General features: G+C 52.2%; 13 protein-coding genes and 1 pseudogene. 4 read left to right on the forward strand and 10 right to left on the reverse strand.

Annotation, left to right across the window (positions count from 1 at the left end; all coding sequences use genetic code 11):
• Positions 1-177: 177 nt before the first annotated feature.
• Positions 178-300: a hypothetical protein gene (locus H6F88_RS34010; protein ID WP_277882177.1), complete on the forward strand. Its 123-nt coding sequence runs from the start codon at positions 178-180 to the stop codon at positions 298-300.
• Between the two features lie 149 nt (positions 301-449).
• Here H6F88_RS34010 and H6F88_RS13295 read toward each other — a convergent pair whose 3' ends face one another.
• Both H6F88_RS13295 and H6F88_RS13300 read right to left on the reverse strand, forming a co-directional pair.
• Positions 450-1,430, reverse strand: a complete 981-nt coding sequence (locus H6F88_RS13295; RefSeq protein WP_190643274.1) for a glycosyltransferase — start codon at positions 1,428-1,430, stop codon at positions 450-452.
• Positions 1,431-1,554: 124 nt separating this feature from the next.
• Positions 1,555-2,793, reverse strand: coding sequence for a glycosyltransferase (locus tag H6F88_RS13300; protein WP_190643233.1), 1,239 nt, complete (start codon positions 2,791-2,793; stop codon positions 1,555-1,557).
• 30 nt (positions 2,794-2,823) lie between these two features.
• On the opposite strand from H6F88_RS13300, the gene H6F88_RS13305 reads away from it, so the two are divergent.
• The 3 genes and pseudogenes from H6F88_RS13305 (at position 2,824) to H6F88_RS34460 (ending at position 3,658) form a co-directional block, all read left to right on the forward strand.
• The gene (locus tag H6F88_RS13305) at positions 2,824-3,048 is read left to right on the forward strand and encodes a DUF4926 domain-containing protein (RefSeq protein ID WP_190643234.1); all 225 of its coding nucleotides are present in this window, start codon (positions 2,824-2,826) and stop codon (positions 3,046-3,048) included.
• Positions 3,049-3,162: 114 nt separating this feature from the next.
• Entirely contained in the window at positions 3,163-3,378 is a 216-nt protein-coding gene (locus H6F88_RS13310; protein WP_190643235.1) for a hypothetical protein, read from the forward strand.
• Positions 3,375-3,658, forward strand: a pseudogene (locus H6F88_RS34460) (type II toxin-antitoxin system mRNA interferase toxin, RelE/StbE family). Before H6F88_RS13310 ends, H6F88_RS34460 begins: the two are co-directional and overlap by 4 nt.
• Before the next feature lie 65 nt (positions 3,659-3,723).
• Here H6F88_RS34460 and H6F88_RS13315 read toward each other — a convergent pair.
• The 8 genes from H6F88_RS13315 to H6F88_RS13350 all read right to left on the reverse strand — a co-directional run bounded on the left by H6F88_RS13315 (position 3,724) and on the right by H6F88_RS13350 (position 15,081).
• Complete coding sequence (locus H6F88_RS13315) at positions 3,724-4,968, reverse strand: glycosyltransferase (protein WP_242050538.1); 1,245 nt, start codon at positions 4,966-4,968, stop codon at positions 3,724-3,726.
• Entirely contained in the window at positions 4,965-6,284 is a 1,320-nt protein-coding gene (locus H6F88_RS13320; RefSeq protein ID WP_190643236.1) for a polysaccharide pyruvyl transferase family protein, read from the reverse strand. Before H6F88_RS13320 ends, H6F88_RS13315 begins: the two co-directional genes overlap by 4 nt.
• A gap of 37 nt (positions 6,285-6,321) precedes the next feature.
• Entirely contained in the window at positions 6,322-7,857 is a 1,536-nt protein-coding gene (locus tag H6F88_RS13325; RefSeq protein ID WP_190643237.1) for a lipopolysaccharide biosynthesis protein, read from the reverse strand.
• A complete protein-coding gene (locus H6F88_RS13330) occupies positions 7,857-8,906 on the reverse strand; it encodes a glycosyltransferase family 4 protein (protein WP_190643238.1) in 1,050 nt (349 codons plus the stop codon). The genes H6F88_RS13325 and H6F88_RS13330 overlap by 1 nt, the downstream gene beginning before the upstream one ends.
• A 4-nt stretch (positions 8,907-8,910) precedes the next feature.
• Positions 8,911-9,939, reverse strand: coding sequence for a glycosyltransferase (locus tag H6F88_RS13335; protein WP_190643239.1), 1,029 nt, complete (start codon positions 9,937-9,939; stop codon positions 8,911-8,913).
• A 474-nt stretch (positions 9,940-10,413) separates the two neighbouring features.
• A complete protein-coding gene (locus tag H6F88_RS13340) occupies positions 10,414-11,427 on the reverse strand; it encodes a glycosyl hydrolase (RefSeq protein WP_190643240.1) in 1,014 nt (337 codons plus the stop codon).
• A 182-nt stretch (positions 11,428-11,609) separates the two neighbouring features.
• The gene (locus tag H6F88_RS13345; protein ID WP_190643241.1) at positions 11,610-13,001 is read right to left on the reverse strand and encodes an O-antigen ligase family protein; all 1,392 of its coding nucleotides are present in this window, start codon (positions 12,999-13,001) and stop codon (positions 11,610-11,612) included.
• 10 nt (positions 13,002-13,011) lie between these two features.
• The gene (locus H6F88_RS13350) at positions 13,012-15,081 is read right to left on the reverse strand and encodes a GNVR domain-containing protein (protein WP_206756444.1); all 2,070 of its coding nucleotides are present in this window, start codon (positions 15,079-15,081) and stop codon (positions 13,012-13,014) included.
• Positions 15,082-15,157 lie beyond the last annotated feature (76 nt).

Genomic DNA, 15,157 nt, shown 5'->3' on the forward strand with positions numbered 1-15,157 from the left:
CAGGAGGAATTGGCTCAAATGCTAGGGACATCGCAATTCACCTTTCAAGACTCAAAGGAAATTGCTCTTTAGGATAACCAATGTGATCCCAGTCAGGGTTCGCCAACAGTATCCGCACCATTTTGTCATGGTTCAGCAACCGTTTTGATTATAGTGATACATGTTTGCAGGTGCGTCATGACGCACCCTACAAGATGGCGATCGCACTTCCATCGTTTGAGAGCGATCGCCAGCATTAATCGCGTATTTATAGTAAATATCATGCAAGAATCCACTATTTACCGCTCGACCCAAAGTTGAGAGAGGCGAGCGATCGCCCTCAATCTTTTACGAGAAGGTTTATTTATCAGCCTGATTGCTTCTGCGACAGGACTGTTGATTGAGGAAGTTCAGCAACTTCAACAGCAAACGAGCGAGTCTTCACAAAGCTAACTTTAAGCAGAACGACGTTACAAGTATTCAATTTGTAAGGCTTTCTCTGGCAGTTTGGCTTCTCGTTGCCCTTCAACCTGAGCGCGAACGGTAATCAGGTAAATGGGTGGAATGACGAGATCAACTAGGGCAGCTTTACCCAGAAGTGCTTTGATCCCTGCTGAGGGAAGTTCTTTAACTAACCAACGACTGAGCCGATAGCCATATTGATAAAACTTCAGTTCCTTCATCAGGTCGATGCCGTGCAGTTCATGCAGGTAGCGGTTAGAGCGACCGTAGCGGCGAAACTGGCTAATCAAATCAGGTAGGGTCGTGCGGTGACGGTGCTGAACGATCGCCTTCTCGGTAAACTTAAACTTCCAGTTGCTCTGACGCTGCACTCGCCAGCAAAAGTCTGCATCGCCGCCCGTGGTCAGGTGAGAGCGAAACAGCCCGACTTCGGATAACACGGTGCGACGGGTAGCCAAATTCGCGGTTTTCCCGAAGGGGCAGAAGGGATGTACCAGAGCGGTTTCGTGGGACAGAATTTTTTTGCGGGCAGCGTATTGTTCCAAAAGTGATTGACCGGGCAGGGCTTCGATCGCCCCGACGACTAAGCCTACCTTCTCATCTTCAAAAGCGTTGACCAGTGACTCTAGCCAGTTCGGTTTGGGGCGGCAGTCGGCATCGGTGAAAGCCAAAACTTCTCCGGTAGAGGCTCGAATGCCTTTGTTGCGAGCGGCATAGGAGCTTTGAATATCGGTTTCGCTGATGTAGCGTAAGGTAATGCCCCGTTCCTGAGATTCGGTTTCGACGGCTTTGATGATCTCGGCAGTGCGATCGCTACTGGCATTATCAACCAGCAAATATTCGACGCGATCGGCAGGATAGGTCTGTGCCTGGAGGCATTTGACCAGATCGGGCACGTCCTGTTCGCCGTTATAAATCGGTACGATAACTGAAACTCTAGGTTGCACCATTTTAGTCAAACTATTTTCCAAGGCTGTGCGGGTATCCATGCTGAAGCACATGGATAGATGTAGCTGCATGGGAGCGATCTTGTCAAATCGGCTAACGGGGTAAAAGGTGGTTCCAGGCATAGTTCTCACTGAAGGCAGTAGAGTTAGGGTTGAGGTTAAGACATCATGGGCTGGTAGATTTCACGCTTTGGTAGATTTCAACGAGGCGATCGTTCAGCGTTTCTTTGTTGTAGTGAGTTTCGACGTAGGCACGCCCAGCTTTTCCCATCTCTATCCATTGGTCTGGGTGCGTCACCAGGAATTCCAGGCGATCTGCTAAGGAATCAACATCACGTTCGGCAACCAGAAAGCCAGATTTGCCGTCTTCGATTAATTCTGGAATGCCGCCGTGCTGGGTGCCGATGACGGGTAAGCCCATCGCCATTGCTTCTTTAAGCACGTTGACGGGCGCATCCTGATCTCCGTTCCGGCTACTGATGCTGGGGGCAACCATGATGTGGGAGCGATCGAGGATTTCGATTAACTCCCGTTCTTGTTTCCAACCCAGCAGTTCAACAAATTTGCTGACGTTCAAGTCTTGAATTAATTGTTGGAGGCTCTCTCTCAGCGGACCATCACCAATTACGTCGTATTTGATGTTGGGATGAGTTTTGCTCAATTTGGCGATCGCTCTCACTACATACTCGATCCCCTTTTTCTCCACCAGTCGCCCTGTGGTAACAATGCGAACCTGTTCACCGGGGGAAAGGCTGCGCGGCTGAAAGAAGAAGCGATCGCAGTCTATCCCGGAGCGATGAACCAGAACTTTTTCGGGATCGCAGCCGAGTTTGAGTAACCGATTTCTGAAGAAGTCGCAGTTAGTGAGAAAAAAGTCACCTTTCTGGAATAGCTGATCATAAACATGTTCACCATGTTGCCGAACGTATTCACTAATGTCGTTACCGCGAAAGGTGGTGATCAGTTTTCCTTGAATCGCACCGATGTCTCGCAGCGCCATTCCCAATAAGCCCAGGTTGCCAAATTGACAGTGAATGATGTCGTAGGGCGGTTTACCGAGCGAGGGCATTGTGGCGTAAATCAGGGAGAGCAGTTCAGGGTGTTCGCGATATTTGGAAGGATTGAGCGATCGCCAAGCCACAGCCGGATTCTTAAACCCGTCAGTCAGCACCAGTTTTATCCCTTTGGCAATTTCTTTTACCCGATTTTGGGGAATGCGATCGCGATAGTGAGTTCGTTCTAACAGGTTGTATTGGATAACATCGGGATGCAGTTTGGATAGGTCGGCGGGTTTGATGCCATAGATGTCTACTTCATGACCGCGATCGATGCAGCCAACAATCTGATTCAGGATAAAAGTTTCTGAGAGAAGAGGGAAACGATTGACGATAAAGGCGATTCTCATAGTGCTTGATCTAGATAAGGAGGTTAAGTGATGGCATTTGAGTTGTTTAGTCGGGTGGCACTACAGGAAGATTTTCCACACTACAAGCTGAAACAGGGCGATATTGCGACAGTGATAGAGCATCACCTGGTAAAAGATGGGGAAGATGGCTACAGTTTAGAGGTGTTTAATTCTGTAGGAGAAACCATAGCAGTACTTATTGTTTCTGAGTCACAAATTCAACCGCTCCTGAATAATGAGATCTTGAATACCTGAGCATTAGATGAAGCTGTTTGCGAATTAATTAACTTCTCTGTATCGATTGCTCATAAGGTTAGACTTGATAAAAACAAGTTTTTTCTATTTCTGACAACTGATTGGCTGTAGGCTATGACACATAAAACTTCTTTTCAACAAGCAATCGATGCTGTAGAAGCACTGTCAATAGAAGATCAAGAAATGCTTTTGGATGTTTTGCATAAGCGATTGGCAAGTCATCGGCAGAAGGTCTTGGTGCAGGAAGTTTCTGAAGTTCGTCAAGAGTATGCTCAGGGAAATGTTCAGTTTGGAACGGTTACTGATTTCTTGGCGGAGTTGGACGATTGAGAGCAATTGGGTGGACGCCAAAATCTCTACGTGTTTTCAAGCGTTTGATTCAGCGAAATCCTCAGCTTCGCCCCTTGATCGAGCAAACGTTAAATCAGCTTGCTGAAGATCCATTTCATCTCAGTTGCAAACTCATAAGTTGACAGGAGATTTATCTGGTATTTGGTCTTGCTCAATCGACTATAAGCTTCGGATTTTGTTTGAGTTCGTGGAGAATCCTGAGGAAGAGGAAGAATTCATTTTATTGCTTAACCTTGGCTCCCATGATGAAGTCTATTGATGCCTAACTACCAAGCTCTAAAAAGTTCAAGGGGACACGGCAACCTCCTTTATTGAGTATTGAGTTTACTGAGAAAGTTCAACTAATCGGTCGTTCAGCTTTTTGATATTGAAGTGCTGCTCGACGTGAATGCGCCCGGCTTTGCCAAGGTCGGGCCAGATTTCGGGATGTTGAATCAGGTGGTCTAGTTTGGCAGCGAGTCCGTCAACATCTCTTTCGGGGACGAGGAAGCCGGATTTGCCGTTTTCAATCAGTTCAGGAATGCCGCTGTGTAGGCTGCTGATCACGGGTAGTCCTCTGGCCATGGCTTCCATGAGGGCAACGGGGATGCCTTCCTGGTTGCCATCGTGACTGGTGACACTGGGGGCAAGCAAGATGTGGGACTGGTCGAGCAGTTCAATCAGGTCTTGCTGCTGTTTCCAACCCAAGAGTTTGACGGTATCACCAACTTCTAATTCCTGAATCAGGTTTTCCAGGTTGGCTTTGAGCGGACCGTCGCCTGCAATGTTGTATTCGAGTCGGGGTTTGAGATGGGGGCGAGTGTTGACGAGTTGGGCGACAGCGCGAATGCCATATTCGACTCCTTTTTTTTCAACGAGGCGACAGATGGTGATGAGGCGAATGGGATCGCCCTCTTTCAGAATCCGGGGTGCGAAGGAAAATTTGTCGCAGTCGATGCCCATGTGATGCACCACGATTTTGCCTTCGTCGCAGCCTAGCTTAAGTAATTGCTGTTTCCAGTGTTCGCTGATCGGGAGGAATAGGTCTCCTGCCTGAAAAAGTGGGTCGTAGGCGCGATCGCCCTTCTCCTTCAAATAAGTCGTGATATCGGAGCCGTGAAAGGTCGTGATCAGTTTGCCTTGCAAGACTCCTAGTTCTCGCAACAAGGCTCCTTTCAAGCCTGATGGTCCAAAGTGACAGTGGATCGCATCGTAGGGTCCGCGTCCGAGCAGCGGTGCGGCGGTGTAAAACTGCCAGAGTGAGGCAGCGCGTCCACCATATTTGGCGACGTTAAGCAGGTTCAAAGTGGCTTTAGGATCTTTGGGAAAGTGAGTTGCAATCAACTTTAGTCCTTGAACCAGCCGCATCGGTAAGCTGGATGGCATCGGAATTGGGCTGTAGGTATGCGCCAGCAAACTATACTTTTCGACATCAGTTTGCATCACGGATGCAGCCCGACGCTGGGGCGTGTAGATGTCTACCTGGTGTCCCCGGTCGATTAGTCCGGTGATTTGGTTGAGGATGAAGGTTTCGGACATGACGGGAAATTGTCCGACGACGAACGCAAATTTCATCGGCTTACCGCTCATGGTTTACCTCCTAGATTGCCACTGCTCGGATTCCCCTGTTTGGATTGCCATTTCTCTAATGCTTGCTTGGCGATCGCCCCCGCTGCCAACGCCTGTTGCTGCTCCTTGATTACGCCCACTGCGAGAGTTTGACGAATCTCAGGAATTGCCTGGATAAACGCTTCTACGGACTGCGTAAACTCCTCTGGCTCAATCAGTTCGATGTCGTGAACCCATTTGCCTAGCTGCAATCGGTCGAACAATTCACGAGTTTTAAATTCGTAGGCGATCGGCAGCACGGGAGTTCCTGCGGCTAGAGCGAGAATTGCCATATGCATTCGGGTAGCAATGACAAAGTCGTAGGTTTTTAGCTGTTCTAGCAGAGCTTCGGGAGGGCGAAACTGATGGTCTACCTGGACGTGTTGCCGAATGGAGTCGGGCACCATTGCGGCAATTTCTTCACCGACCTTGGAATCGTCTGTCCAGTATTGAGGAATGCCCTGACAGGTTGAGAGGAAGGTGACTTCGGCTCCGTGCTGTTCAACCAAATATTCGGTTGCCTTGCTGAGCGATTCCTGATACTTTCGCATCCCAAATTTAGAATCAATGTGTTTGAAGTGCGACCACTGGCGAGATGAAATGGCAACTTTGAGGCAAGAGTTTTTGGGTACAGATTGAGGATTTTGAATTGCCTCCGGTTGGGCCAGAGCAAAGGCTGCGTCAGAGCTAACGTGGCTGTTCTGAGTATCAACCTTAATTTCTTCTAGATGTTTGAGGGAGGCGCGATCGCGCAGCAAAATCAAAGCTGCTTCGTTAAATATCTTTTGTAGCTCTGTCTGATAAACCGGATTGCTGAATGGACCTAGAGACTGGGTAAACAGCATCAGAGGTTTTTTGAGCAGCAAAGAAAATTGAAAGTCAAAGATACGTTTTTCCAGGGAATAGTTCTCGACCAGGTACGTCCCGCCTGTACTCACAATTAAGTCGGCAGAAGCATATTCCACTAAGGCTCTGAGTTCGTTGGGAGAGAGCAAGGCTTTGGTAATTTGCTTGAAGCCATGCGTCCAACACCAGGCAGCAAAGAGGACGTAGTTTTGGTTGATTTGCTGAAGGCGATCGCTCCACCCCCCCAGTTGGCGAAACTTGCGCCGATCCAGGTAAACCCAGCGTCTGAAGGTTAACTTCGGATAATATTTGCTGGAGACTTCTGGCTTGCTGTCATAAATCACGAATTCCACATCAGCGCCAAACGCCTGCTTGAGAATGGACATCAGCCCCATCAAAATGGCGGCATCTCCGGTATTCAACATGACGACGTTGGTGATGAGAATTTTCATCGAAGGCTCCTGATGGATTGAGCAGAATTCTCCAAAACTAAATCGGTTTATTCTTCTTGAAAAGCAGCGGAATTAACAAATCTCGAAAATCTCGAACGGCAGCACGTCCAGCAGGCATTGCCAGCAAAATTGATCCGGTAGTGATAACGGTGATGGCTGCTGCAAGGATTAACCCCAACAGAGGACTGGGCACTTCCACCCAGTAACGCAGAGCGCCAATTCCCAATAACGCTCCCAACGCGGAGAAGGCGAAGGGGGCAAGGGTGCGGTAAAGGTCACCCGTGCGAACGAAGCCTTCTTGACCGACAAACCAGAATAGCAGCGGCGTGCGAATCAACAAACCGCTAATCGAGTAGGAGGCGGCTACGCCCATTGCACCCCAGGGCAGCCCAGCGGCGATCGCAATAATCGACAACGTGCTGCCCACCATACCCCACTGCAACTGTTTGCGAGTGCGATCTTGAGTGACAAACAGCCATCCGGTTGTGTTGGAAACAGGCTGCGTCCAGGCAACGATGCCCAACAGTGCAAACAGTTTACCTGCTTCGACCCACTGCGGACCCAACACCACAGTCATCAGCCAGTCAGCGGTGCCAATCATATAGACAATTAGCGGCATGGTGAGAATGCAGACGGCTCCCAGGATCTTCAGGTAGGCCTGGCGGTAGCGCTCGGGGGTGCTGGCTAGACGGCTCAAGGCGGGAACTGCAACACGGGTGAGGGGAGCGTTGATCTGATAGAGCGGCATTAGCAAGAGTTGGTATGCCTTGGTGTAGAGTCCAAGCTGTTGCGCTCCCCAAAAGCGACCAATCAAAACATTGTCAGCGTTGCGGGCAAAGTAGTTGATCACATTGAAGCCGGTCAGGTTTGCGCCAAAGGCGAGCATGGAGCGAACGCCTGCTTTGCGGGAAGGCAGGCTGGGTCGCCAACCACAAACAGCCCAACTCATGATCGTGTTGGTAAACCCCATTGCCAACTGCATGAATACCAGTGCCCATAAGCCATATCCCATCAGGGCGGCAACTACGCCGACGAGAACGCCGACCGCCATGTCTGCAATGTCAATGATCGCCAGGACGGTGAACTGCATCTGACGATTGAGCAATGCCTGATGCTGTACGGCTAGCCCACCGAAGAAGTAGCCGATCGCCAACACCAGCGTAATCCCCATCAGTCGCGGCTCACCATAGAACCAGGCGATCGCCGGAGCAATAGCAGCCGTGACAAACGCCAGCAGCAAGCTCACGCCCACATTCACCCAAAACAGCGTACTCACCTGCGCCTGGTTGATCGTTTCCCGCTGCACGGTTGCCTTCGATAAACCCAGGTCTTTGAACAGGCTAATGAAGCCCGTCACAGCGGCAACCATGCCAAACAGTCCATAGTCTTCGGGAGTCAGCAACCGCGCCAGCACTACCGTTGAGCCAGTTTGCAAAACAAACTTGCAGGCTTGCGACACCATCGTGATCGCGCCGCCCCGCACCGATCGCCCCTTGATGTTGGCTTTCAGGTGTTCGGTTTCAAAGTACTGATTTGGATTCTGTTCAGGAGTTTTAGCCGCATCTTTTCGCATCAGCCTGCTAGCACCTCCTGAAAGAGAGTTTTCCACTCTGCCAGGTAGCGTTCGTTGCTGCCCTGGACTGCATTGCGACCGTTACGTCCCCAGGTTTCAAGCTGTTCCGCAGGAAGGGAAACGAGGTGGGCGATCGCCTCTGCCAGTTTGGTGGGATCATCCGGCGGCACTAATAGTCCACAGTTCTGCACCTGTTCGGTTAAGCCGTCTACGTCTGAGGCGATTACAGGTCTGCCTGCGGCTTTTGCCTCCAGGCAAACGTTACCCCACGCCTCCCAGCGAGAGGGGATCACGACTGCATCACAGGTTTGCAGGAAGTAAGGGACATCGTCTACTCGTCCAACAAATTCCACGTTGGGTAGCCCTGCTGCCAGTTGGCGTAATTCGGCTTCGAGCAGTCCTTCTCCAGCAAGCTTAAGCTGGACGGGAAGATCGGAAGTTTGCTGAAGCGCTTTGATCAGAACGTCGAATCCTTTGTGTTCGCAGAAGCGACCGTAGGCAGCTAAAACCAGAGATTTTCCAACGGGTTTGGGTGCAACTTCAAAGAAGCGCTGGAGCGGCGGACATTGGGTAATGACTTTCAGCTTTTCGGCAGCAACTAGCCGATTTTTCAGCATCCAGTTCCCCTGTGCCTGAGAGATAGCAGCGACCTGGTCAGCCAATCCATAAAAGATTTTGAGCATGGTATGAAAGCGGGCGATCGCCTTCACGTTATAGGTTTCGTAGCCTTGAGAATAGCCATGTTCATGGATCAGCACTTTGGCGTGAGGGTTAAGCCATTTCATCAAGATCAAGTGGGGCAACACCTTAAGCCGCAGCGGGTGATGGCAGACGATCAAATCGGGCTGCGATCGCCAGTTTTCCCTTAGTGTTGGATCGGAAGCGATCGAGGAAACGGTGAAGTCAAACAGTTCTGCCAGCTCAGAGTTAACTAAGCCGCCCAAGGTAGACTTCACGCCACCCATTTTTTTGTCGCCGACGATGTGCAGAATTTTCGGATTTGTCCGATCGATCGCTACGGGTTTCGTAGGTGTGACGGGCAGTGCCATCGGTTTACCCTCCTGACAGTTGCTGCATAGGAATGTTTTGAGAGGTGTCTTGACTTGGAGGTGCCTGGAGCCGCAGTCCTTCCCGAATTCCCCGGTAGCGCTCCCACGGTACTAATAAATCTAGCCTCGCTTCCCAAATGCCCTCCCAGAGGACGCGCCCCGGCTCCTGCAAGAGGCGATCGCGCTGCTTCAGGCTGTGTTTAATCACAGTAGGGATGAAATTGGGAAGGGCGATCGCCGCCTTAAATAGCTCCTTGCGTCCAGTCGGCACGTGCAAATTCCAGCGGCGGTGCAGGTCGATTAGCGTGCGAGCCTTATAGTGCTGGGTGCGGCAAAATGCTTTCAGGTCAGCCCGGTAGCGGTGCCAGACCAGTCCGCCTTCCGTCAAGAAGTGAATTCGGTAAGGTGTTTGGGTCTGCATTCGCCAGTTCAAGTCAGTCTCTTCACCGCCTGTACATTCCAAGAATGTCCCGACTTGGGCAAACACGTCTGCCCGATACATCACATTGGCGGTTACAGCGGTAGGCAAAAACACATGGACTGCCCGATGTCCCGGACAGTTGAGCCGCAGTGCCTCATAGCGTTCCACTGGATGAGTCAGCGTGTGCGGTTTGAGCGTGCCTGCAACTGCGCCAATCGTGGCATTGGTGAAGCCAGCCAACAAGTCCTTGAGCCAGTTGGAATCGACGACACAATCAGCATCAGTGAAAGCCAAAAACTCTCCCTTCGCCTGTCGAATTCCGGCATTGCGGGCAGTTCCGGCACCGGGACTCGGTTCAAATAGGGCAGTGAAGGAAGCAGCAGACGGGAATTCAGCCAAGATCTCGGCGGTGCGATCGCTGGAGTTGTTGTTCACGATCAAAATTTCCAAACGGTCTGATGGATATTCCAACCGGGAAAGTGACTGGAGTAAAAGCGGCAGCAAAACTTCACCGTTGTAGACCGGAACAATCACCGAAATCATCGGCATTTGGGTAGAAATTTCTGCCTGGGACTGCACAGGATGGGGAGATGGGTCGGGTGGCATTGTCATTATAGGAACCTACGTTGTCTCAACCTGTCGTCTCAATCTATCGATAGGAAAGTTTCAGAAGTAGGTTGGATAAAGCAAAGCGAAACCCAACATCTGTCTGGATTTTGTTGGGTTCCGCATTCGCTCCACCCAACCTACGGGACTGCTACACGGGGTCAAGAATGATCTTTCTGTAATTGGGAATGATTCAGCAGTGGTCAGGAACGATTCAGCGATGGTCGGGAATGATTCGGTAATAGTCGGGAGCAATTCAGCAATGGTCGTTGGTTATTTTTCCTCGTTGTAAGGGCGCACTGCGGTGCGCCCCTACGCAAATCCGCAACATCTTTAGATTCAAGTGGTGTCAAAAGATGAGGTTGTGTTGATGAACTTGCAATCGGCTTTCATCTCCTAACTCTTTCCTGATTAGGGCTGCTGGACAGGGCATGGGTGTTTTGCTCAAGCCGGGGCTGGACAAGAGCTAGGGAGGTCGTTTTAGGGCTGTGACAGGTTTGCTTGTGTGGCGTTAGTCGTCAGCGCTTGAGCGTAGCGGTTGTAGGCAGAATAGGCAGGCAAGGTTTTGACCCTGCCGGAGTCTTCATCTGCTTCAATCAAGCCGTAGCTCATGGGGTGCAGTCCTTCACCTTGAATGCTGCGATACCAGAAGACTTTCTCCGCCCGTTGTGACAAACGGGGCATGACATTAGTGAGAAATTCTGCTTTGAGCCGTTCGCCACCATCATCCGTAGAGCGTCCCAACTCGGTAATCCAGAGCGGTTTGTTGACGCGACGTAGGAAGCGATCGACGACTTCGATCACTTCGTCAGAGCGAACGCGGTAGGGGTGAATGTTGACGCGATCGCAATGCTGCTCTAGCCCGCTATCGAGCAACGCCTGCCAATATTCTTCAGTGGACGCGCCGCTGGGGCCAGCCGCGATCACCGGGGCTGACTGACGCAATACCTGATTGGCACTCGACAGCAGTTGCACATAGCTAGCGGGAGTTCCCTGGTGATATTTGTCCAGGTTTGGCTCGTTGCCAATTTCCCAGGCATCGACCAGCCCTGCCATGTTGCTTCTTAGCCAGTTGCAGTAGCGCACCCAGTCGGGGGCATTGGGTACGGCACTCAGTTCGCCATTTCCAGCAAAGGCTGGCGTTCCCCAAACGACAAACAGGATTTTGAAGCCCATGTTTTTGGCTAGCTGCAAAGACTCCAGCGTCAGTTCGCTGTCATATCGACCGCGCACAGATTCTAGCGTCGCCCAGTTGTACCACACCCGCAGCCAGCGGATTCCAGCGGACTGGTAAAGCGGCAGCAGTTTGTCGCGCCAGTTTGTCCAGTTGAGTTCTGTACCCACATTCAGACCGAGAAACTCTGCTGTTGGGGAAAGGGATTGAACAGTTTGCGCCAAGGATTTTTGCACGAGCGGCTGACTGCTACGGCACTGAGCCGACAGTCCAGCGATCGCTCCACCTAAAAGTCCCAGGGCTACTCTGCGTTTAATCATTTAGAGTTCTCCGGTTGGTAGATTACAAAGGGATTAGGGACTGGGGGCTAGAGGGGGAAGGGGCTGGGGGCTAGGGGCTAGGGAGTGTAGAAATTTCAATGTAAGGGGCTGGAAATTGGGGGCTAGGGAAGTGTTAGGACTAGAGCTATCTCGGCATAGAGTTAGGGATTAACAGAGTAACCCTAGCCCTTTCCCCCCCACCAACGCCCAAAGCTCTCCCAAGGAGTCAGCGGCTCAGCCAGGGTAGCGGCTGACCAGGGTACCTGCTGCACTTGTCGATCTGCCCAGTTCCAAGCGCAGCCGAGCCAGGCGGCGAAGACAAAGACGGTGACGCTGGCGGCGGCTAGTTCCCCGGTCAGCATGGCGAGGGATAAGCCAGCCCAGGCTCCGAGGGTGGGGGAAAGGCTAGGCTGCTGACGCACCAGGCGATAGATAGAAAAGCTGATGGCAATCCAGGCGACGGCTAGGACAAAGCAGCCAATCAGTCCGGTTTGGTAAAGCGTGGAATAAAGCTGAGAGTGCGACCCCAGCGGTACATCTAGCACTTGGGAGCGTCCCTGTGCGCCAAAGCCGATCCAGGGCGAGTTAGTGAATGCTTGAAAGGTTTCCTCATAGAGGGCTAATCGTCCCGAGGTGGAGTCGCTGCGGTAGTTAAAGAAGTAGTCGTACAGCTTACTGATAATGATGGGCGAGGCAATTCCCAGAACGGGAGCACACCACAGTAAGGCTCGTCTGCCTTCGCGACTGCCTAGCCAGATAGCGATGAATGCGGCAAGAACGATGCCCACCTGGGCGGCGCGTCCGGCAGCTAGCAGAATGGTGATGAGTCCTCCCGCAATGCTGAGCCAGCGGAGCAGGCGATCGCGTTCCACTAAAGACCCCATGCAGACAAAGATGCTCATCGTACCCGCCAACGGTGCCCAGTAATAGAAAGATCGCAGTCGCGTTACGGGTTCAGCGTCCCATTCTAGTTGCTCGTAGTTATAGAGCCGTGCTTCAAAAAAGATATCAGCAGGCATAGACGGTACAAGCGTGATCAGTAAGCTTTGGGTTTCAGGAATGCTGCCTGTCAGCTGCTTGTAAATCTCGCCAAACACAACCGCTGCAAGCTGACAAACACCGACGATGCAGATCGCTCGGACGATGACGCGATAGCGTACATTCAGCTGCCGCATCGCATACCAGACTGCTACCGTCAGCAGCCACACACCCAGGATTGAGCCCGTTGCGGTGACGCTGCGTCCTAATTCTGCACCGCCCGTCCACAGGTTGAGGACGATCGCCACCAGCCAAACGCCCGCATACAGGCACCACATCTGCCAGCCAAATGGCAAGGTAACACGACTAGGACGCTGAAGACTGCGATAAAGCAAATACCAGCCGACTGTAGGGTAGACAAATACCTGAATTCCTAAAATCCACCACAGCGGCACCAGGGCGATCGTCCAGAAGACCATCTTTTCGGCGAAGAGGTCAGTGTGCGATCGCTCTACCCTGGCTTGCGGTATCCAAACCGGCGAAGCAACAGAGCTCAGCAGCGCTTTAGAGGGTAAATCTTCTGGGCTAAGCCTCATCGTGCCTCCCTCAAACTTCGCTGCCAACCAAATAGCGGCTGGAGTCGGACATGGCGGTAGGCAAGGGTTCTTCTACCCCAATCACCACTTGACCCAACAGGCGAGTACTCCAGGTTTGCAGGGTTTCCGCTGCGGCTTCTACGCCTTGACGACCTAGCAGATCGGGGTAAACCACCCACAGTACGCCATCTGAAAGGGAGGCAAGCAATGCGGCATCGGCATTTTGGCAAGCAGGCGGACAGTCTAAAATCACCAGGTCATAGCGCTCCCGTGCCTGATCCAGCAGCACCAGCCAATCTCGATAGTTGGTCGTCAGGCTGGCAGTAACTTGAGGCAGCACATCAAACCCAGGCAGCACCTTTTGCACCGTGCTTTGCCAAGAAGGAGAGCCGTTTGTGTCATTGGACCTAGCAGCTAGCAATGGAGCGTAAGCAGGACTGGGACGACGATGGGCATCAATCAGCAAGACTCGCTGACCCGACTTTGCCTCGACCAGCGCCAGGTTATGCGCCACCGACGATCGCCCTTCCTGCGGTGCCCAGCTACAGATGGCGATCGCCCGTACCTGCTGCGGCAGCATTCGCATGTGAGCTTGCAACAAGCGATAGCTATGTGAGAGTGGCTGGTGGTCTAGCGATTCCTCATGGTTCAATCTGCCATTGCCACGTCGAGGAATGGTTGCCAAAATCGGTAGCGGCAAAATTTGCTTCAGATCCCGGGTTTCCTCTAGGGAATCGCTGCGCGATCGCAACAGCCAAACCAGCGCCAGGGCGATCGCCGTACTCACGACTACCACCAGCGCTAACAGCAGTTTGTCATTGGGGGCGATCGGGTTATTGTTCACGGCAGCAGGCTCGACCACCCGTACATTGCTGACTTCTTGCTGTTCGGCAATTCGGGTTGCGGTGTATTGCTGCTCAAAGGTGCGATATTCCTGTTCCGCCAATTCTGCATCAAGCTGAAGCTGCGACTGCTGTTTAATCAGCTCCGGCAACTGGCGAGAACGCGCCTGAAGCTGGTTATATTGCTGAGTTAGTTGAGCCAATCGTGCCGCCTGAGCCGATCGCTCCGCCTGAAGCGTAAACCACTGCTCGACCAAGCGTTGGCGAATCGGGTCAACGGGCTGCTGAGGCGTCTGTTGTCCTAATAACTGTTCTGACCGCTGATTCATCAAGGCTTGAATGCGATCGCGTCTTTCCCTGGCGCTGACCACATAGGGGTCATTCTCGGTGAACCGATTCTCATAGTCAGCCAGTTGCCCCTGCGCCTCAACCAACTGCGATTGCAATTCCTGGTAAGCCGGATCTTGGCTCACCCCGGCTGCATTCAGCGTCGTCAACGGATCGCCCGAAAGCTGAGTTCTCATTTGGGCAATTCTTTGCTCCGTTGCAGAAAGCTCTGCCCGTGCTGCGGCGACCTGACTGGCAAATTCGCTGAGCGATTCTGTGATCGCATCCGTCTCAACCGTTGTGCCAAGGAATCCGCTACTGGTTTGAAAATTCTCCAGGCGATCGCGGGCTTGGGCTAGCTCACCTTGTAAGCTGTCTAGCTGACTTTGGATAAACTGGCGGGCTTGAGAGCCTTGTTCCCGGTTGGCGCTGAGGTTCTGCTCCATGTAAACCTCAACCACAGCTTTCACCACGTCGGCAGCGAGTTCCGGCGAGTCTGACTGGTAAGACACCTCGACCAGGTCAGTTCCCTCCACTCCTTTTACCTGGAGATTGCCATAGGGCGCATCCGAGGAACTCAAGTTCAACCGTTCTAAAGCCAGGTCGTACACCGGGCGAGACTTTAGCAGCGCCACCTGGTTGTTGACTGGACTGACGCGATCGCCCACGGCATCTAGTTCGCCTACCACCGTAGGCTGCTCTCCTGGACTAATTAACCGGGTACTCGTCGCCGGAGCCTGAATGAGCAGCGTAGACTTTGACTCATAAACTCGTTCAGGCAGGCGCGTTAGCACGGTTCCCACTCCCAAGAGCAGTGTCAGCGTGAGCAGAAATGGCACGCGCTCCTTGTTAATCGCTTGCAGCACCCGAACTGGGATAGATGGACGCTGAGAAAAAGACCAATCTGTCATCACGGCAACCTATTCCACCTCTCGGAGTAGAAGGACTGAGCAGTATCAAATCATTGAACTTGAGTTTTTACATCCT

This window comes from Oculatella sp. FACHB-28 (genome assembly GCF_014696015.1).
Lineage (GTDB): Bacteria > Cyanobacteriota > Cyanobacteriia > Elainellales > Elainellaceae > JAAUTN01.